The following is an 18,292-nucleotide window of genomic DNA, read 5'->3' as shown; positions in this document are numbered from 1 at the left end:
GTGGCGTGCTATCCGCAGCAGCCGCCCCCGCAGCAGCCGCCACCCCCGCCGCCTGTCGCGCGGGGCGCGGCGGCCGGGGCGGACGCGGTTCCGCCCACCGCCACCGTCGACAGCAGCTTCACCGTGTCGTCATGCCCGGCAGGGCACGCCGCGGGCTTCGCGGACTCCGCCATCGGACGGCTCAGTTCGAATGTGTCGCCGCAGGTCCGGCACCGGTACTCATAGCGTGGCATGCGCCCAGGTTAACGGTCGGCCTCCGGCGGACGCAGCGCCTTAGGGCGCTGTTCGGCGCGCTGGACGCGGTCCTCGTCGACCTCCCGGGCCAGCTCCGGATGGCGGGCGCGGAAGTACGGGTTGTCCGCGGGCAGGGCCGAGCCGACCCGCCCGTACATCCCGAAGGTCATCAGCACGACGCCGTAGACGAAGCTGAACAGCACGTTCTGGATGCGGAACGCGAGGAAGTTGTACTCGGTGTTGAGCAGGCCCAGATTCAGGAAGCCGCTGAGGACGAAGGCCACGCCGACGATCATGTTGAGCGTCGAGGCGAAGTTGCCGCCGATGACCATGCCGACGAACAGCAGCAGCCCCACGCAGATCGACAGCACGCTGAGCGCGCCGTTGGTGTTGAGCCCGACGACCTGGTCCCCGCGCGTGTCGAAGAACCCCACCCTGCCGATCAGGCCGAGGATGCCGAACGCGATCAGCACCAGGCCCATCAGGCCCGCGCCGATCCGGTAGACCCGGTTCAGCCGGTGGTCGACAGGCAGATGATCGTTGAAGCTGATCCGGCCCCGCGATCCCCTGTGCACTGCGTGTGTGGCCATATCCGCCTCCCTCGGGCGTCAGCGGGCGGCACGTTCATCCCTTTCGTTCACCAATATCCGCCTCCGCCGGATGCGGCGCCACCACAACGGACCAGGGCTGCCAGGGCTGCCAGGACTGCCAGGACTGCCGGGCCCGCCGGGCCCGCCGGGCCGTCGGGGGCGCGAGGTCAGTGGCCGGTGCTCGCCGCGCGCTCCTCGCGGATGAGGGCGACCACCCGCGCCACCGTCTGCCGCACCGCCTCCGTCTCCCCGAGGAAGTGCCAGTAGTCGGGGTGACGCCCGTCCAGGCCGGCGACGGCGCGCTCCAGGCGGGCCACGGAGTCGTCCAGCGGGCGGGCGTGGCGCGGGTCGGGGGTGTGGCGGCCGGCCATGGCGAGCCGCTGGGCGTCCCGGATGGCGAACCGGGTCCGGTCGATCTCGGCCTGCGGGTCCTTCTGCACGGCGTTCAGCCGCCGCAGCCGGTCCCCGGCGGCGGAGACGGCCTCGTCGGTGGAGTTCAGCAGCGCCCGTGCCGTCGACAGCAGCGCGGTGGCGTCCGGCCAGCGCTGGGCGTCGCGCGCGGCCTGCGCCTCGCGGAGCTTGGCCTCGGCCTGGCGGAGGGTCTGTGCCGCCTGCTCGGGGACCCGCTGGAGGTCCTGCCAGCAGGCCAGCGTGAAGCGTCGGCGCAGCTCGCTGAGGATCGGTTCCACCTGCCCGGCGCGGGTGGCCAGGGCCTCGGCGCGGGTGCGCAGGGACACCAGCCGGTGGTCGATCTCGGCGGCCCGCTCCGGCAGCCGTTCGGCCTGCGTGCGGATCGTCTCGGCCTCGCGGGCGACCCGCTCGGCGCGCTCCAGGGTCTGCGGGACGCCGTGCTGTCCGGCGCCCTGGTTGAGCTTGGTCAGCTCGGGCGCGAGCGCGGCGAGCCGGGCGGCGAGGTCGTCGGCCTTCAGCCCCGAGCCCCGGACGGTGTCCAGCGCGTCGGAGGCGGCGAGCAGGGCCTGGCGGGCCCGCTCGACGGCCGGGGCGAGCCGAGCCAGCTGGGTCTCGGCCTTGCCGAGCAGCGGACCGAGTCCCTCCGCGAACCGGTCGAGGTCCCTCTTGACCAGCGTCAGCTCGTCCTTGGCGGCGGTCAGCTCCGTGCGGGCCCGGGCGGCGGCCGAGGCCTCCAGGTCGTCGCGGTCGAGGTCGTGGGCGTCGACCGCCTGGATGTACCGGTGGCTGGCCTCGTCGATGCGCCGGCCCAGCTCCGCGAAGCCGGCGCCGGCCCGGCGGGCGGCGGGGGAGTCATCGACGGCGGCGATGGTCTCGATGGAGATCCGCAGGTCCCGCTGGGCGGTGTCCAGCTCGTAGAAGGCCTCGGCGGCGGCGTCCTTCGCGGCCTGCGCCTCGGCCCGCTGGCTCTCCGCCCGCCCGCCGAACCACCGCCGGGTGCCGCCCCCGGTGAAGGCACCGGGCAGCACGAGCGCGGCGACGAGCGGCAGGGCGATCAGGGCGAGGGTGTCGCGGGCGGCGGCGGACCGCGGGGCTCGCGGCCGGGTGGCGCGATGGCGCCCGCGCGGCATCGACGGCGAGTACGGCTGCTGCGGTGTCGCCGTCACATCCCTCTCCCGTGCTGTCATCCGCCCTGCCCGGTGTCATTCTCCCACCGGTTGAGGACGAACACACGGGCCCGTCAGTTCGCCGTACGGACCGTGACGTTGCCGTCGCCGGTGCGGGCGGAGACCACGTGGCCGCTGGAGTCGTCGCGCGGGACCGACACGTCGACCGAGCCGTCGCCGGTCTCGGTGGCCACCCGGTAGGCGGCCCGGGGCAGGTCGATGCTGACGGAGCCGTCGCCGCTGCGGGTCTCCACCAGGTCCGGTATCGCGCCCAGTTCGAGCCGCACCGAGCCGTCGCCGGTGCGGGCGCGGACCTCGCGGGAGTCGACGTCCGCGTGGATGGAGCCGTCCTCGGTGTGCACCCGCAGCGGTCCGCCGGCGTCCTCGACGCGGACCGAGCCGTCGCCGGTGCGCAGGTCGAGCGGGCCGGTGGCGCCGGTGACCCGGACCGATCCGTCGGCCGTACGGATGCTCAGCGCGTCCGCGAACCCGGCGGCGCGGACGCTGCCGTCGCCGTTCTCCACCTTCACCCGGACGCCGCGCGGGACCTCGACGCGGTGCTTGGAGGAGCAGTCGGAGATGAACCCGGAGCAGTCCTCCCGCAGCACCAGCCGGTTTCCGTCGCGCAGCTCCCAGGTGGGCTTCGGGTCGCCGCCCGCCACCACCGAGCCGTCGAACCAGCGGGTGACCTCGATCCGGCCCCCGGCGTGCTCGTCGGAGGCGACGATCTCCAGGGCGGAGTCCTCCGCGTCCACGGTCAGGGTGGTGCCCTCCAGCGCGAAGGAGCGCGTCTCGGGGTCCTGGTCGTCGCGGGCCGAGGAACAGGCACCGAGCCCCGCGACGAGCAGTGCGACGGCACCGGCGACGAGGGCCGCGCGAACGGGAACGGAACGGGCCATGACGGTCTCCCCCTGGGTCGGGCCGCGGCGGGACGCCCTTGCGGCTGCGATGTGCTTCGACCGTACGGATCCGCCGCCCGCCGCGGCATCCGGGACGCTCCCTGAACCGGGGTGGGGATAACCCCCGGAGATCCCCGATGCCCGCCCCTGAGCCCCGGCCGTCCCCTCCGTCCCCAGGTTTGCGGGGCAGTGCCCCGGGCAAGGTAGGCTGTCGACTCGTTCGCGGGTGCGTAGCTCAGGGGTAGAGCGCCTGCCTTACAAGCAGGATGTCGGCGGTTCGAAACCGTCCGCGCCCACCGCACGAAGACCCCGGCCGCGTCATCGGCCGGGGTCTTCGCCGTTCCGTGCCGTTCCGTGCCGCTCCCGGCGCCGTGCAGGGCGGTTCCGGGCTGTCCGTGGGGGCTGCTCCGGCCGCTCCGGCCGTTCCGGCGCCCGCCGGCTCAGCTCGGGCGGGAGTCCGCCGCGTCCTCCGGGCCCTCCGGGGTCTCGTGGGCGTGTTTCAGCTGGGAGCGCGCTTCGACGCGGTCGGAGCCGGAGAGTTCGGACCAGTAGCGGTGGGTGCTGACGAAGACCGCGAGTTCGTGCTCGCGGCGGCGCAGTTTCTCCACCTCGGCCTGCTCGTCGGCCGACCAGCCGGGGGAGGCGGGGCGCTCCACCTTGCGCCAGCCGCCGTCGTCGCTGAAGCCGTCCAGAGGCTCGACCGACCAGGGGAGCCGCTTCAGCAGGGCCGACAGTTCGGCCCGGACCTGATGCAGCTCCTCCTGACCGGCGCGGAGGTCGCTGGGGAAGTCATAGGTCGTAGCCACGAGCCAATGCTACGCCTGTTCGATTTTGGGTCGCGAGTGACTTCGCTCGTTCGGGGGAGCAATGGCGGCGGTGCGCGTCGGAGGCTGCACAGAATCGGGGCACATCCCTCATTTTCCGACAGAGGAGAGAGAACGTGCGCACTATCCCGAGGATCGCCGTGACCGTCGTCGCCGGTGCCGCCCTGGCCCTCGGCGGGGCCGCCACCGCCACCGCCGGCACCTCCGACGGCGGCAAGGGCGGCAAGGGCGGCGACGGCATCTGCGGCACCAGCGGCGCCTGCGCCTACGGCGTGGCCGTCGGCTCGCCCGGCGTCCTGTCCGGCAACGTCATCCAGATCCCGGTGGACCTGGACCTGAACGTCTGCGGCAACTCCATCAACGTCATCGGGCTGGGCAACCCCGCGACGGGCAACTACTGCTCCAACGGCTGACGCCCACGCCTGGAAGGACCCGGCTCTCGAGCGGAACGAGCCGGGTCCTTGTCAGTGCCGGCGCCTACCGTGGCGGTATGGACGGTGACGTGCGGCTGGTGCCGTGGGGGGAAGACGACTTCTGGCTGTTGCGCAGGACCAACAGTCCCGAGATGACCGAGCATCTGGGCGGACCGGAGAGCGAGGAGCTGCTCGCCGGCCGGCACCGGCGGTATGCCGGGCTGAGCGTGGGGCGGATGTACCGGGTGGTGCTCGCGGAGGGGGAGGAGACCGTCGGCTCGATCGGATTCTGGGAGCGCGAGTGGCGGGGCGGGACGGTGTGGGAGACCGGCTGGGCGGTGCTGCCCGAGTTCCAGGGACGCGGGCTGGCCGCGCGGGCGGCGCGCGCCGTCGTCGGGGAGGCACGGGCCGCCGGGCGGCACAGATGGCTGCACGCCTTTCCCGCGACGACGCACCCGGCGTCCAACAAGGTGTGCGAGCGGGCCGGATTCACCCTGCTCGGACCCGTCGACTTCGAATACCCGAAAGGGCACTGGATCAGATGCAACGACTGGCGGTCCGAGCTGAGCGGTGCGGCGGGGAGCGGGCGCGAGGCGGGGTGAGAGAGGGGGACGGGGGAGACCGGGGCCGCCGGGTGCCTCAGTGGCCGGCGTCGCGCAGGGCCCGTACCAGCTTCTCCGTGACCGGTACGGGAATGCCGTGCCGCTGTGCCGCGCGCAGCAACGCCCCGCCGATCGCGTCCAGTTCCAGCGGGCGGCCGGCTTCCGCGTCGCGCTGCATGGAGGACTTGGTGGCCGGCGGGAAGGCGTCGTAGCGGGCCAGGGCCTGGGCCGGGTCGCCCGGTCCGCCGCAGGCGGCGCTCACTGCGGCGGTCTCCTCGACCAGCGCCGTCAGCTCCTCGCGGTGCCGGGTGCGGACCTCGCCGAGCGGGACCGCGTACCGGGTGGTGAGCAGGGCGAAGGGCGCCAGGAACGACATCTTGGCCCACAGCGTCGCCGCCTCGTCGTCCCGTACGCGGGTGGCGGGGCCGGCCGCCGTGAGCACCGCCGCGAGGGCGTCGAGGCGGGCGCGCGGGACCGCGTCGCCGGTCAGGTCGATCTCGGCGAACGGGCTGCCGTGCTCGATCTCGCCGGGCGCGACGCGGGTCGACTCCACGCGGATCACGGCCGGCGCGACCCGGTCGGGGCGGTGGCGGTCGCAGAGCAGGGAAGGGTGCTCCACGCCGTTGAGGAAGGGGACGAGCAGGGTGTCGCCGAGGACGTCCGGGTCCGCCGGGAGGCGGGTGAGGGCGGCGTCCAGGGCGGTGTGCTTGACGGTGATCAGGCAGGCGTCGACCGGTTCGCGCAGCGCGGTGCCGGCCTCGACGCGGGCGGTGAAGTCGCCGAAGCGGGCGCTGCGCACGCGGAGGCCGCCGGTGCTCAGCGCGCGGGCGGTGTCCTCGCCGGACAGGCAGATCACGCGGTGGCCGGCGCGGGACAGCAGGGCGGCGAGCAGGCCGCCCACGCCGCCGGGGCCGAGCACGGCGAAGGTGTGTGCCACGAGTGGCTCCTCTCGTTGGTCGGCCCCGGAACCGGTGGCCGCCTCGGTGGTGATCATGGCAGAGGGTGCGGGTGCGGACAGCCGTGTTGCGGAAGGCGGGACGGGCCCGCCGGGGGAGGAGGACACTGGAGCCATGTGCCGGAGTATCAAGACGCTTCGTCCGCCCGTGTTGCCCGAGGAGGCGACGGAGGAGGACATCAGGGCCGCCGCGTTGCAGTACGTGCGGAAGGTGTCCGGCTTCCGGGCGCCGGCCGCCCACAACCAGGAGGTCTTCGACCACGCCGTCGAGGCCATCGCCGAGGCCACGGCCGAGCTGCTGTCCGGACTGGAGGTACGCGGCCGCCCCGCCCGCAGCGTGGGCTAGCCGGTCCGGGGTGCGGTGGCCTGCCTGCGGCGCGGGTTGCCTGCGGCGCGGACCTGCTGTCCGAGGCGCTGGTCGGCCGTCCGTGGCGCGGGCCGGCCGTCTGGGGCGCGGTGCCTTGTCTGCGGTATGGGGCGGTCGTCGGGGCACGGACCGTCTGCCTGCGGCACGGACCGGCCGCCCCAGGCGCGGGCCGGTGCGGACGCGCCCGCGTACGCGCTACGTCCGTCGCACCAGATACGTCGCCGCCGCTCCGGCCGCGAGCAGTGCCAGTGCGGAGACGCCCGTGGCCAGCCAGGTGGCGCCGAGCCAGTGGGCGCCGAAGTAGCCGAGGGCGACGCTGTAGGTGGCCCAGGACAGGCCGGCGAGGGCGGACCAGGGGAGGAAGTCGCGGGCGCGGCGGCGGGCGGCGCCGGCGCCGAGGGAGACGACGGAGCGGCCGGCGGGCGCGAAGCGGGCCAGGACGACGAGGGCGCCGCCCCCGCGGGCCAGCGCCGTGCCGAGACGTTCCTGCGCGAGGCTCAGGCGGGGTGAGCGGGCGAGGGCGCGGTCCAGCCGGTCGCCGCCGCGCCAGGCGAGGCGGTAGGCGACGAGGTCGCCGGCGACGGACGCGGTCGTGGCGCAGAGCGTCAGCACGAGGATGTCGGGCACGTCGTGCGGGACCTCGCCGGTCGCCGCGCCGGTGCCCGCCGCGGCCGCGGTGGCCGCCATGATGACCAGCACCCCGCTGGGCAATACCGGCAGAAACACATCAAAAAGAACCGATACGGCCACCACCGCGTAGACCCATGGGCTGCCGGTCAGCGACCCCACACTCTCCAGCACCGTTACTCCCCGTTGTCCCCCGTAAGCCCCACGAGCGTACGGGAGCGGCCCCGGAGTGCGGTGTCCGGGGCCGACGAGGTGCGCGGCGCTCCTCCGCGGGTGCGTGCCCGTCAGGGCGTCAGGCCGCGACCGCGGGCTTGCGTTCCGCGGACTCGGTCCCGGTCTGCGTCCGCGCGGAACGCCTGGTGATCAGCCGGTCCAGGCCGAACGCGCCGGAGCCGGTGAAGACCAGCAGGAAGAAGGACCAGCAGAACATCGCGGCGGCCTCCCCGCTGTTCTGCAGCGGCCACAGGGCCATGGGCTGGTGGACGTCGAAGTAGGCGTACGCCATCGAGCCGGAGGCGATGAACGCGGCCGCGCGGGTGCCGAGGCCGAGTATCACCAGCCCGCCCGCGACGAGCTGGATGACGGCCGCGTACCAGCCGGGCCAGGTGCCGGCGGGGATGGTGCCGCCGTCACCGCCCGAGGCGCCGCCGAGGACGCCGAACAGGGAGGCGGCGCCGTGGCAGGCGAAGAGCAGGCCGATGACGATGCGGAACAGGCCGATCACATAGGGCTGCGCGCGGTCGAGGCGTGCGGTCATGTGGGGGCTCCTTCGGTCGGGCGGGTCGCGCGGACCCGTCGGGGACAGAACCGAGTGGAGCCCTCACGTTAGGAGCGCCTAATCAATGCTTGCAAGTTCAACATTTAGCCATTGCTTAACTTCCGTTTCCCCCTCCGCAGCCGTCCCGCCCGCCGCCTCCTCCTCGCCGTCGTCCTCCCCGTCGTCCGCCCTGTCCTGCGCCGCCCGGCGCAGCACCGCCCGCGCCACCGCGTCCGCGTCCGCCAGCGTCACCGAGTCCACCCCGGGCCGCGCGCCGGCCGCGGTGACCCAGTGCACCCCTTCCGTGGGCACGCCGAACGCGAACCGGCGCGCGTGTGGGCGCCCCTGACGGTCGATCACGAAGTAGGGGCGCGGGGTCACGTCCAGTCCCCCGGTCTCGTACCCGTCGACGGTGTGCGGGCGCGCCTGGCCGGTGGCCAGCAGCCCGGCCAGCAGCTCGTCGGCCGTGCGGCGTACGTCCGGCTCCGGCAGCCGGGCCTCGATCAGCGTCGTCACCCGCACTTCCGACCCGGGCACGACGGGCGAGCGGGCCACCCACGCGCCGTCCGCGCACCGCACGTCCAGCCGCGGCCCCACCACCTCGACCACGCCCGCGGCGATGAGCGCGGCCAGTTCCTCGACGCGCCGGCGCGGTGGGCCGATGGAGAGGAAGGCGTTGAGCGGGGTGTACCAGCGGTCGAGGTGGTCCCGGCGGGACGCGCCGGTCAGGCCCGCGTGGTCCACGATCAGCCGGATCTCGTTGCGCAGATCGCGCAACACGTCGAGCGCCGCCTTCAGCGGCCCGCGGACGTTGCCCCGCGCGGCCTGCGCGGCGTCCTCCCGCAGATGGTCCAGCAGCCACGCCCGCCACTGCCCCGGATTGGTGAACTCCCGCTCTCCGTAGGGCCGGGCCAGCCGCTCCCAGGACCAGCGCTCGTCCTCCGGCACGCCCCACTCGTCCAGCAGCCGCGCCTCTTCCGGGTCCCCGTGCGGCACGGCGAGGAAGCGGTCGGTGAAGTCCGGGACGGCGAGGGTCGATCGGGCGGGATCCGGCCCGGGGGATGCCGCGTCGGCGGTCTCCCGGTCCCGCAGCAGCGCCGCGTAGTAGACGGTCTCCACCTCCTTCGCCACCAGCGGCCATATCTCCGCGAGGAAGTCCGGCGCGTCGCCCGAGTCCGCGCGCTTGCGGAAGCCCGAGACGACCTCCGGCGTGAGCACCAGCGGGAGGTGCCGGCCGTACGGGCCCTTGGCGTTGTCGCCGCGCGCCTGGTACGGGACGCCGCGCCGGGACCCGGCGTACAGCCGTGGCTCGCGGCCGGAGGGGACGTAGCGCAGTGCCCGTCCCTCACGCCCCTCCTGCCCCTGCCGCTCCTCCCGTACGAAGCGGCCGCCGCGGCCGGTCGTCAACAGGGCCAGGTGGTCGAAGAAGTTGAGGCCGAGGCCGCGCAGCAGGACCGGCTCGCCGGGAGCCACGCCGGTCAGGTCGACGTCGGCCGGGTTGGCGGGCGGCACATGGCGCAGACCGTGCGCGGCGGCGTACGACGCGAGGCGGCGCTGCTCCGGGTCGGCGGTGGCCGAAAGATGACCCTGCGCGAGGACGACGGCGGTGAGGCCGGTCAGGACGCGGCCGTCGTCCAGGGTGAGGGTCTGGCGGCCGTCGGGGGCGTCCGTCAGGGCGACCGCGCGGGCCGCGTGGGTCTCGACCCGCACCCCGGGCGGGGCCGCGCGCACGACCTCGGCGAACACCCACTCCAGATAGCGGCCGTAGTGGGCGCGTGTCGGGTAGTCGTCGGGGCCGAGGTCGCCGCCGGCCCACTCGTACAGGCTCGGTCCCGGACGGATCGGGCCGGAGCAGTCCACGCTGTCGTCGGTGAAGAGGGTCACCTGCGAGGCGACCGTGTTCATCAGCAGCTCGGGGGACTGGGTGGTGCGCCAGACCCGGCCGGGTCCGGGCGGCGCCGGGTCGACGACGTGCACCGTGAGCCGGGTGCCGGGCGGAAGGAGGGACGGGGCGGAGGCGCAGAGGCGTTCGAGGACGCTGGTGCCGCGCGGACCGGCACCGACAAGGGCGACGGAGAGCGGAGCGGTGGGGGCGCTGTTCTCCGTGTTCGCTATAGACAAAGGGGGGACTCCCGGGCGAGTGGGGCGCGTTGGAGCATGAGGTCCGCCGAAGCGGACGACCTGCCGAGACGGACGGCCCGCCGAAGCGGAAGGGCCGCCGAAGCGGACGGTCCGCCTCATCATGCCGTCGGCCGCCACTCAAGCCAACGCGCGTCCCGAGAGATCCCGGAGGTCCCAGAGGTACCAGAGATCCCAGAGGTCCCGGATACCCGGGAGATCCCGAAGGCCTGGGGAGTCCCGGAGATCCCGGACGTACCGAACAGCCCGCACATGCCGAAGTCCCGAAAAGCCCCAAGGCCCCTGACCCCCGTACAGGACTCATGGACCGGTCAGCACCGACTCCTCCACCGTGATCAGCCGGGCCCCGTCCGGATCGCCCCGCCCGCCCCGCCCGCTCGCCCGTGCCTGTTCCAGCCGCAGCCGCGCCGAACGCCCGTGCAGCGTCAGCGTCATGAGCTGGTTGCCGAACCAAGGGCCGCCCGTGCGCCGCCAGTCCACCGGCGGACGCGGGAGCCGCCCGTGCCCGGCGAGCCGGCGTCCCACGAACCGCGCGGCGCCGCCCCAGCCGAGCCGGAGGCCGAGGCGCATGGACAGGGGCACGGAGTTGTGGACGGGGGAGCAGGTCAGCTGCAGCACCCGGGCGTCGGGGCCGCGGCCGTCCGGCCAGGAGGGCTCGGCGACATAGGCGTGGTGGACGTCGCCCGACAGCACGGAGACCGTGGCCGGGGCGCCGGGCCCGGAGCCCGCCTCGGCGAGCAGTCCGGCCAGGTCGGCGAAGGACTCCGGGAAGGCGGCCCAGTGCTCCAGGTCGGCGGCCCGGCGCAGCCGTTCCCCGAACCGCGCCCAGCGCGGGCCCTTCTCGCCCCGGCACAGGGCCGCGCTCCACCGCTCGGTGTCGTGCATCAGATGCGGCAGCAGCCAGGGCAGCGAGCTGCCGACGAGGAGGTGGTCGCAGGAGCCCGGGTCGGCGAGGGCCTGCTCGCGCAGCCAGGCGGCCTCGCCCGGGTCGAGCATCGCGCGGGCGTCCTCGTCGAGGACGCGGGCCGCGCGGCTGTCGGCCATCAGCAGCCGGACCCGGCCGAAGTCGCGCCGGTAGCTCCAGCGCACGGAGGCCGGGTCGGCGTCGGCCCGGGCGGCGAACTCGCGCAGCACGGCGGTGGCGTCGGGGGTGGCCCGGACGGCGGCGTACAGGGTGTTCTCCGCCAGCTCCGCCGGGGCCAGGTTGCCGAGGTGCTGGTACACCCAGTACGACATCAGCCCGCTCAGGATGCGCTCGCGCCACCAGGAGGTGGCCCGCATGTCGGCGAGCCAGGCGGCGGAGGTGTTCCAGTCGTCGATGACGTCGTGGTCGTCGAAGATCATGCAGCTGGGGACGGTGGAGAGCAGCCAGCGCACCGCGGGGTCGCTCCAGGACTCGTCGTAGAGCTGGGTGTACTCCTCGTAGTCCGCGACCTGCGCGCCCGGCGGTTCGTCGAGGCCGCCGCGGCGCTCGGCCAGCCGGCGGCGGGTGGCCGGGGAGAGCTCGTCGGCGTACACCTGGTCGCCGAGCAGGAGCAGGACGTCGGGCCGCTCGCCGTCCGGGTCGGCGGCCAGGCGCGCGGCGAGCGCGTCGAGGGCGTCGGGCCCGACCGGGTCCTTGCCGTCGGCGGGCGGCGCGGCCCAGCGGCAGGAGCCGAAGACGACGCGCACCGGGTCCTCGGTGAGCCCGCTGCGGATCACCGAGGGCGGGAACGGGGAGTCCGGCGGCGGCCACACGCGCGTGCCGTCCAGGATCACCTCGTACGGCGTGGACGTGCCCGGGGTGAGTCCGCTGACCGGCACCAGCGCGTAGTGGTGGCCGGCCACCTGGAAGGTGCGGGCGGTGCCGTGGGCGCCGTCGGCGCAGCGCACCTCGGCGGCGCAGGGGCTGGTGGTCTCGACCCAGACGGTCGCGGTCGTGCCGTCGGCGTATCTCAGCAGCGGCCCGAGGCGCAGTTCGGCCATGGCAGTCCCCTCTCCGTCGTCCCGTACGGTACGGAACGACGGAGGCCGTCGGGAACGTTCCGCACACACGGGTGAGCGGGTGTCGCGGCGGGGGCGCGCGCCGGGCGGGATTTGGGGGTGGCGGCGGGGGCGCGCGCCGGGCGGGGTCAGTGGGTGCCGGGGCGGAGTCAGCAGGCGGCGAGGCGGTTCTGCAGCGCGCTCTTCTCCGCGGAGTCCACGGACAGGCCGTAGTAGTACTTCACCTGCACCCACGCGCGGACGTACGTGCAGTGGTAGGCGGTGCGGGCCGGCATCCACTCGGCCGGGTCCTTGTCGCCCTTCGCCTGGTTCACGTCGTCGGTGACGGCGAGCAGCTGGGGGCGGGTCAGGTCGTTGGCGAAGGCCTGGCGGCGCGAGGTCGTCCAGCTGTCGGCGCCGGAGTCCCAGGCCTCGGCGAGCGGCACGAGGTGGTCGATGTCGACGTCGGAGGCGGCGGTCCAGGTGGCGCCGTCGTACGGGGAGTACCAGCTGCCGCTGGTGGCGTAGCAGGAGGAGTCGGTGACGACGTTCGAGCCGTCGCGCTTGAGGACGGTCTCGCGGGTGTTGCAGGTGCCGCTGACGGTGATCCAGTGCGGGAACAGGTCGCGGTTGTAGCCGGTGCGGTCCTCGGTGGCGACGGGGAGGGAGGCGAGGTAGGTGCGGGCGGTGGCGGCGCTCACCGGGGTGGGGAGGGCGGCGGAGGCGGCGGGGGCCTGGAAGAGGGCGGCGAAGGACAGCAGCGCACCGGCCGCCGCGGCTATGCCGAGCCGTCGACGCGCGTAGCGTGCGGGCATGCGAACTCCCTTGGGGTGTGGGGGTCTTGGTGTGCGAGCGAGGGAATGCTCGCGGTGGGGTGTTGCGGGCGGGTGTGCGCCCGGTGAGAAGCTAATGACGTGAACATGACGTGACAAGGGTCATGGTGCGGTTCGGTGCGAAAAGGTTCGTTGCGAAACGATCACGTACGATGGAGGGCGCAGAAGGGGAGTAGCTCTTCGCCGGACCGTCGACATACTGCTCAGCCCAGCTGGGCCGGCGCCCGGAGCCGGGCCTCACGTGGATTCCCGAGGGACTCTCGTGGGCCGGCCAGCGAGACCTTCGGCAAGCAGTGCACGCCCGTGCCGCACGGCACGGGTGCCGAGTGTGCTGCCCTTGCCGAGGTGTCCTGACGAAAAGGGCTCAGCACTCTCGGCGGGGGCGGTCCCGACCGATTGAGGAACCTTGATCAGCTTCACCGTCACGGCGCTCGTCTTCGGCGTCGTCTTCCTCGCCGAGCTGCCCGACAAGACCGCGCTGGCCGGTCTGGTGCTCGGCACCCGCTACCGCGCGTCCTACGTCTTCGCCGGCGTCGCCGCCGCGTTCGCCCTGCATGTCGCGCTCGCCGTCGCGGCCGGCAGCGTGCTGACCCTGCTGCCGCAGCAGATCACCCACGCGCTGACCGGTGTGCTCTTCCTCGGCGGCGCGGCGGTGCTGCTGATGAAGAAGGACGAGGACGAGGAGGAGATCCGCAAGCCGGAGAACCAGTCCTTCTGGAAGGTCGCGGGATCCGGGTTCATGCTGATCCTGGTCGCCGAGTTCGGCGATCTCACCCAGATCATGACCGCGAACCTCGCCGCGCGCTACGACGACCCGCTGTCCGTCGGCCTCGGCGCGGTGCTGGCGCTGTGGGCGGTGGCGGGACTGGGCATCGTCGGCGGGAAGGCGCTGATGAAGCGGGTTCCGCTGCGGCTGATCACGAAGATCGCGGCGATGGTGATGCTGGTGCTGGGTGTGTGGAGCCTGTGGGAGGCGGTGGCGGGCTGAGCCGCGGCCCGGAGGCCGGGCTCCCCTCCCGTCTCGGGCACCCCCCAGTTGAACGCCCGGTGAAGCTTTCGCCGGGGCGCTGGCGGGATGCCGGATTTGTTTTGTACCGTAGAGAAACAAAGTGGCTCCCGCCCGTTTTCCCTGACCGGCGGGCGGGGCCGCTCTGTTCCCCCAAGCTCTGGAGCTGCTGCCGATGACGGCCACGACCGTGCTCACCGCCCGCGCCCTCCTGCTCGACATGGACGGCACCCTCGTGAACTCCGACGCCGTGGTCGAGCGCGTCTGGCGTCGCTGGGCCGAGCGGCACGGACTCGACGGCGACGAGGTGATGAAGGTGGTGCACGGCCGCCAGGGGTACGCCTCGATGGCCGTCCTGCTGCCGCACCGGCCCATGGAGCAGAACCACGCGGACAACGCGCGCATGCTCGCCGAGGAGACCGCCGACCTCGACGGTGTCGTCCCGGTCCCCGGCGCCCCCGCCTTCCTCGCCGCCCTGCGCGGCCTCCCGCACGCCCTCGTGACCTCCGCCGACGTGCCGCTGTCCACGGCCCGGATGACCGCCGCCGGGCTGCCGCTGCCCGACATCCGGATCACCGCCGAGTCCGTCGGCGCCAGCAAGCCCGACCCCGAGGGGTTCCTCAAGGGCGCCGCCGAGCTGGGTGTCGCGCCCGCCGACTGCGTCGTCTTCGAGGACTCCGGCGCGGGTATCGCCGCCGGGCGCGCGGCCGGCATGCGCGTGGTCGGCGTCGGCCCGCGCGCCGCCGTACACCGGCCGGACGCGCTGGTCCGGGACCTGACCGAGGTACGCGTGGAGGACGCCGGGGACGGCACGATCCGGCTCCACGTCGCCGCTCGCCCGTAGGGCGCTCTGCCGCTCTGCCGCCAGGACCGCCTGCCCCTGGCCCGTCTGTCGCGAGGACCGCCGGAGGCGGGCAAGGCGGCCGGGCGGGCGCGGGCAGGTGCGGCCTCAGGGCTCCCGTGTCTCCGACTCCAGCAGGCCGCGGGTCTTCGGGCCGTACACGCTCAGCTCGTCCTGGAGGCCCCGGGACCACTGGTAGTTGCGCAGGGACTGCTCGACGGCCTCGTCGAAGTGGCCGTGGGGCGCGTCGTTGTAGAGGTAGAGCTGGTGCAGGCGCTGCTGGAGTTCCGTGACCTCCGGGCCCCGGTCGCCGCGCCGCAGCACGGGCGTGGTCTCGCCGGGGGCCTCGGGCGAGGAGGTCACGCGGGCCGCCGTCGTGGACTCGGTCGGTGTGGGCGTCGGGGTCGGGGTCGGGGAGGCGCTGGACCGTGACGGGCTCGGCGAGGGGGACGCGCTCGCGCTCGCCGACGGGGACGGGGAGGCGGAGGCCGGCGGCGCCGATGCGGTGCTCGGGACCGGGGTCCGGGGCGGCTCGGTGGTCCGCGCCTCGGGGACGGCCTCCCGGACGTCCGTGGGCAGCGCGGTGTTCCGCGACGGCGTGTCGTACGAGAAGAGGCCACTGGTCACCGCCACCACCGTGGCGACCGCGACCACCGCTCCCGACACCAGGAGCGCGACCGTGCGGCGGCTGGTCCCCGGGCGCCCCGCCCCGGTGGACGGCTCCCCGGGCGCCGGCTCCCGCCGTGCCGGCTCCCGCCGTGCCGGTTCATCCTGGGAAGGCTCCGCGAACAGGTCCAGGTCGTCGGCGCTGGGCGCGGCGGACGGCGGGGCCAGCGGCGTGGGCAGCACGGTCGTGGGTTGCTGGGCCGTGGGCAGGGCGGCCGTGGGCAGGGCGGCCGTGGGCGGCTCCTCCGCCGGCGGGACGGTCGTGGCTGGCTCGGTCGTCGGCAGGACGGTCGTGGGCGGCTCCGCCACAGGCAGGGCGGCCGTGGGCGGCTCCTCCGCCGGCGGGACGGTCGTGGCTGGCTCGGTCGCCGGCAGGGCGGTCGTGGGTGGCTCGGTCGTCGGCACCGCCGCCGTGGGCGGTGCCGGCGCCGGCGGCCCGGGCTCGACCGGGCGCAGTGGCATGGTCGGCTCCGCGTCACCGGACGACGGGGTCACCACCGGGGCGCCTGCGCCGTCCAGCTCGACGTACGGCCGGATCCGCAGCGGATCGAAGTCCTCGGCCGCCGCCTGCTCCGCCGTACGGGCGTCGCGCAGCGCCTCGGACGCCCGCGGGCCGCAGCCGCACGACGGCGTGTTGTCGGTGCCGCGGGCCGCCCCGCAGTCCGGGCACGCATGCCCTCTCGGCTCCGCCACGCGTCCGTCCCCTCCCTGCACGATGTGCCCCGTGCGCGCCCCCGCGCGTACGAACCGGCGTCCGCCCCCTGCGAACTCCAGTGATTATGCAGATCCCGTGGAGGCGACGGCCGGGAGTCCTGTCGATTCACAGGACTCAACAGGCCATAACTGGACACACCGATCACGATGGAAGGTGCCGGATCACGACGGCAGCGGTCGACCGAGCCTCGGGAGGTCCCATGGCCGAGGATGCGCGCAGCACAGCGGCACAGCCGCGCGGCCCGCAGCGGGGGGTGAGCAGCCGGGAACACGTGCCGGGCGACGTCCTCGTCTCGATCGGGGCACTGCTCCTCGGCATGCTGCTCGCCGCGCTCGACCAGACGATCGTCTCCACCGCGCTGCCCACGATCGTCAGCGAGCTGGGCGGCATGGACCATCTGTCGTGGGTGGTCACCGCCTATCTGCTGGCGTCGACCGCCGCGACCCCGCTGTGGGGCAAGCTGGGCGACCAGTACGGGCGCAAACGGCTCTACCAGACCGCCATCGTGATCTTCCTGATCGGTTCGGCGCTGTGCGGCCTGGCGCAGAACATGGCCGAGCTGATCGCGTTCCGCGCGCTGCAGGGCCTGGGCGGCGGCGGGCTGATGGTGCTGTCGATGGCGATCGTCGGCGATCTCGTGCCGCCCCGCGACCGGGGCCGTTACCAGGGCCTGTTCGGCGCGGTCTTCGGCGCGACCAGCGTCCTCGGCCCGCTGCTGGGCGGCCTGTTCACCGAGCACCTGAGCTGGCGGTGGGTCTTCTACGTCAACCTGCCGGTCGGCGTGGTCGCGCTCGCCGTGATCGCCGCCGTGCTGCACATCCCGCGCAAGGGCACCCGGCACGTCATCGACTACCTCGGCACCTTCCTCATCGCCGCCGTCGCCACCTGCCTGGTCCTCGTCGCCTCCCTCGGCGGCACCACCTGGAGCTGGACCTCGCCGCAGATCACCGGCCTCGCGGTGCTCGGCGTGCTGCTCGCGGCCGTGTTCGTCGCGGTGGAGCGCAGGGCGGCGGAGCCGGTGCTTCCGCTGAAGCTGTTCCGGATCCGCACCTTCACCCTGTCCGCCGTGATCAGCCTGGTCGTCGGCTTCGCGATGTTCGGCGCGATGACCTACCTGCCGACGTTCCTCCAGGTCGTCCAGGGCGTGTCGCCGACCATGTCCGGCGTCCACATGCTCCCCATGGTGCTGGGCCTGCTGCTCGCCTCCACCGTCTCCGGACAGATCGTCAGCCGCACCGGCCGCTGGAAGGTGTTCCCGATCGCCGGCACGGGCATCACCACCTTCGGCCTGCTGCTCCTGCAGGAACTCGACGAGCGCAGCTCGGACGCGCAGATCAGCGCCTTCTTCTTCGTCTTCGGCCTCGGGCTCGGCCTGGTCATGCAGGTGCTGGTGCTGATCGTGCAGAACGCCGTGTCGTACGAGGACCTGGGCGTCGCCACCTCCGGCGTGACGTTCTTCCGCTCGATCGGGGCCGCGTTCGGCGTCGCCGTCTTCGGCACGATCTTCGCCGGGCGCCTCGGTGACAAGCTGACCGCCGCCCTGCGCGGCGCGGAGCTCCCGCCCGGCGTCTCGGCCGACGCCCTGGAGGCCGACCCGCGCGGCCTGGCCCAGCTGCCGCCGGAGCTGCGCCCCGCGGCCCTGCACGCGTACGCGACGGCCATCACGGACGTCTTCCTGTACGCCGCGCCGGTCGTCCTCGCCGGGTTCGCGCTGGCCTGGTTCCTCAAGGAGGACCGGCTGCGCGGCTCGGTCACCGCGCCGGACATGTCGGAGACCCTGGCCGGCAACCCGGTCGAGCGGTCCTCGCACGACGAGGTGTGCCGCGCCCTGTCCGTGTTCGGCACCCGCGAGGGCCGGCACGAGGTCTACCGCAAGATCACCGCACGGGCGGGCTACGACCTGCTGCCCGCCGCGAGCTGGCTGCTGCTGCGGATGAAACGGTACGGCTGGGTGGAGCCCGCCGTGCTCGCCGAACGCAGCACCGTGCCCCTCGGCGTCATCCTCGACGGCGCCCGCCAGGTCGAGGAACGGCGGCTGGCCGTACGCGACGGACTCGACCTGGTCCTCACCGCACAGGGCCGCGAGGTCGCCGGACGGCTGGCCGCCGCCCGCGAGGAGTCCCTGGCGGAACTGCTGGGCGACTGGTGGGGACCGGACCGGCCGACCGACCTGACGGACCTCGTACGGGAGCTGAACGACGAGCTGTGCGGCTCGGACCGGGAGGAGCCGCACGACGGGCGCCCGGCGGCGTCGAGGTCCCGCTGACGGCCGAGGGCGCGGTGAC

18 protein-coding genes and 1 tRNA gene are annotated in these 18,292 nt (G+C 74.1%); 7 read left to right on the top strand and 12 right to left on the bottom strand.

The window, feature by feature from the left end; genetic code table 11:
* Positions 1–8: 8 nt before the first annotated feature.
* The 4 genes from G7Z13_RS10065 to G7Z13_RS10050 all read right to left on the bottom strand — a co-directional run bounded on the left by G7Z13_RS10065 (position 9) and on the right by G7Z13_RS10050 (position 3,300).
* Positions 9–233 (bottom strand): zinc ribbon domain-containing protein, encoded by a 225-nt coding sequence (locus G7Z13_RS10065; protein ID WP_165997961.1) that lies wholly within the window; start codon positions 231–233, stop codon positions 9–11.
* 9 nt (positions 234–242) lie between these two features.
* On the bottom strand, positions 243–824 hold the full coding sequence (locus G7Z13_RS10060; RefSeq protein WP_165997959.1) for a DUF4383 domain-containing protein: 582 nt from the start codon (positions 822–824) through the stop codon (positions 243–245).
* Between the two features lie 167 nt (positions 825–991).
* On the bottom strand, positions 992–2,401 hold the full coding sequence (locus G7Z13_RS10055; protein ID WP_165997957.1) for a hypothetical protein: 1,410 nt from the start codon (positions 2,399–2,401) through the stop codon (positions 992–994).
* 74 nt (positions 2,402–2,475) lie between these two features.
* Positions 2,476–3,300: a DUF4097 family beta strand repeat-containing protein gene (locus G7Z13_RS10050; RefSeq protein WP_165997956.1), complete on the bottom strand. Its 825-nt coding sequence runs from the start codon at positions 3,298–3,300 to the stop codon at positions 2,476–2,478.
* Between the two features lie 224 nt (positions 3,301–3,524).
* Here G7Z13_RS10050 and G7Z13_RS10045 point away from each other — a divergent pair.
* Positions 3,525–3,596 (top strand) — tRNA-Val (locus G7Z13_RS10045).
* A 144-nt stretch (positions 3,597–3,740) separates the two neighbouring features.
* Here the strand turns inward: G7Z13_RS10045 and G7Z13_RS10040 are convergent.
* A complete protein-coding gene (locus G7Z13_RS10040; protein ID WP_165997954.1) occupies positions 3,741–4,106 on the bottom strand; it encodes a hypothetical protein in 366 nt (121 codons plus the stop codon).
* Between the two features lie 134 nt (positions 4,107–4,240).
* On the opposite strand from G7Z13_RS10040, the gene G7Z13_RS10035 reads away from it, so the two are divergent.
* Together G7Z13_RS10035 and G7Z13_RS10030 are read left to right on the top strand one after the other, a co-directional pair.
* A complete protein-coding gene (locus tag G7Z13_RS10035) occupies positions 4,241–4,537 on the top strand; it encodes a chaplin (RefSeq protein ID WP_206313038.1) in 297 nt (98 codons plus the stop codon).
* Between the two features lie 77 nt (positions 4,538–4,614).
* Entirely contained in the window at positions 4,615–5,139 is a 525-nt protein-coding gene (locus tag G7Z13_RS10030; RefSeq protein ID WP_165997952.1) for a GNAT family N-acetyltransferase, read from the top strand.
* A 37-nt stretch (positions 5,140–5,176) separates the two neighbouring features.
* Here the strand turns inward: G7Z13_RS10030 and G7Z13_RS10025 are convergent, their stop codons facing one another.
* Positions 5,177–6,076 (bottom strand): 2-dehydropantoate 2-reductase, encoded by a 900-nt coding sequence (locus G7Z13_RS10025; RefSeq protein WP_240926165.1) that lies wholly within the window; start codon positions 6,074–6,076, stop codon positions 5,177–5,179.
* Positions 6,077–6,209: 133 nt separating this feature from the next.
* On the opposite strand from G7Z13_RS10025, the gene G7Z13_RS10020 reads away from it, so the two are divergent.
* A complete protein-coding gene (locus G7Z13_RS10020; protein WP_165997949.1) occupies positions 6,210–6,440 on the top strand; it encodes a DUF2277 domain-containing protein in 231 nt (76 codons plus the stop codon).
* A gap of 216 nt (positions 6,441–6,656) precedes the next feature.
* On the opposite strand, the gene G7Z13_RS10015 is transcribed toward G7Z13_RS10020, so the two are convergent.
* The 5 genes from G7Z13_RS10015 to G7Z13_RS09995 all read right to left on the bottom strand — a co-directional run bounded on the left by G7Z13_RS10015 (position 6,657) and on the right by G7Z13_RS09995 (position 12,761).
* Positions 6,657–7,262, bottom strand: a complete 606-nt coding sequence (locus tag G7Z13_RS10015) for a VTT domain-containing protein (protein ID WP_165997946.1) — start codon at positions 7,260–7,262, stop codon at positions 6,657–6,659.
* Between the two features lie 118 nt (positions 7,263–7,380).
* Positions 7,381–7,845, bottom strand: a complete 465-nt coding sequence (locus G7Z13_RS10010) for a DoxX family protein (RefSeq protein WP_165997945.1) — start codon at positions 7,843–7,845, stop codon at positions 7,381–7,383.
* Positions 7,846–7,923: 78 nt separating this feature from the next.
* Positions 7,924–9,966, bottom strand: coding sequence for an FAD/NAD(P)-binding protein (locus tag G7Z13_RS10005; RefSeq protein ID WP_240926164.1), 2,043 nt, complete (start codon positions 9,964–9,966; stop codon positions 7,924–7,926).
* A gap of 318 nt (positions 9,967–10,284) precedes the next feature.
* Positions 10,285–11,949, bottom strand: coding sequence for an alkaline phosphatase D family protein (locus tag G7Z13_RS10000; protein WP_165997943.1), 1,665 nt, complete (start codon positions 11,947–11,949; stop codon positions 10,285–10,287).
* Between the two features lie 167 nt (positions 11,950–12,116).
* Positions 12,117–12,761 (bottom strand): HNH endonuclease family protein, encoded by a 645-nt coding sequence (locus tag G7Z13_RS09995; RefSeq protein ID WP_165997941.1) that lies wholly within the window; start codon positions 12,759–12,761, stop codon positions 12,117–12,119.
* Between the two features lie 424 nt (positions 12,762–13,185).
* On the opposite strand from G7Z13_RS09995, the gene G7Z13_RS09990 reads away from it, so the two are divergent.
* Positions 13,186–13,767, top strand: a complete 582-nt coding sequence (locus G7Z13_RS09990; protein ID WP_165997939.1) for a TMEM165/GDT1 family protein — start codon at positions 13,186–13,188, stop codon at positions 13,765–13,767.
* A gap of 193 nt (positions 13,768–13,960) precedes the next feature.
* Entirely contained in the window at positions 13,961–14,629 is a 669-nt protein-coding gene (locus G7Z13_RS09985) for an HAD-IA family hydrolase (protein WP_165997938.1), read from the top strand.
* Between the two features lie 105 nt (positions 14,630–14,734).
* On the opposite strand, the gene G7Z13_RS09980 is transcribed toward G7Z13_RS09985, so the two are convergent.
* Positions 14,735–15,985 (bottom strand): peptidoglycan-binding domain-containing protein, encoded by a 1,251-nt coding sequence (locus G7Z13_RS09980; RefSeq protein ID WP_240926163.1) that lies wholly within the window; start codon positions 15,983–15,985, stop codon positions 14,735–14,737.
* A gap of 221 nt (positions 15,986–16,206) precedes the next feature.
* Here G7Z13_RS09980 and G7Z13_RS09975 point away from each other — a divergent pair, with 221 nt between their 5' ends.
* Positions 16,207–18,273: an MDR family MFS transporter gene (locus G7Z13_RS09975; protein WP_165997936.1), complete on the top strand. Its 2,067-nt coding sequence runs from the start codon at positions 16,207–16,209 to the stop codon at positions 18,271–18,273.
* Positions 18,274–18,292 lie beyond the last annotated feature (19 nt).

Source organism: Streptomyces sp. JB150 (assembly GCF_011193355.1).
In the GTDB taxonomy this organism is placed as follows: domain Bacteria; phylum Actinomycetota; class Actinomycetes; order Streptomycetales; family Streptomycetaceae; genus Streptomyces.
Note: the sequence above shows the minus strand (reverse complement) of the source record. Positions and strands in the feature narration are given on the sequence as shown.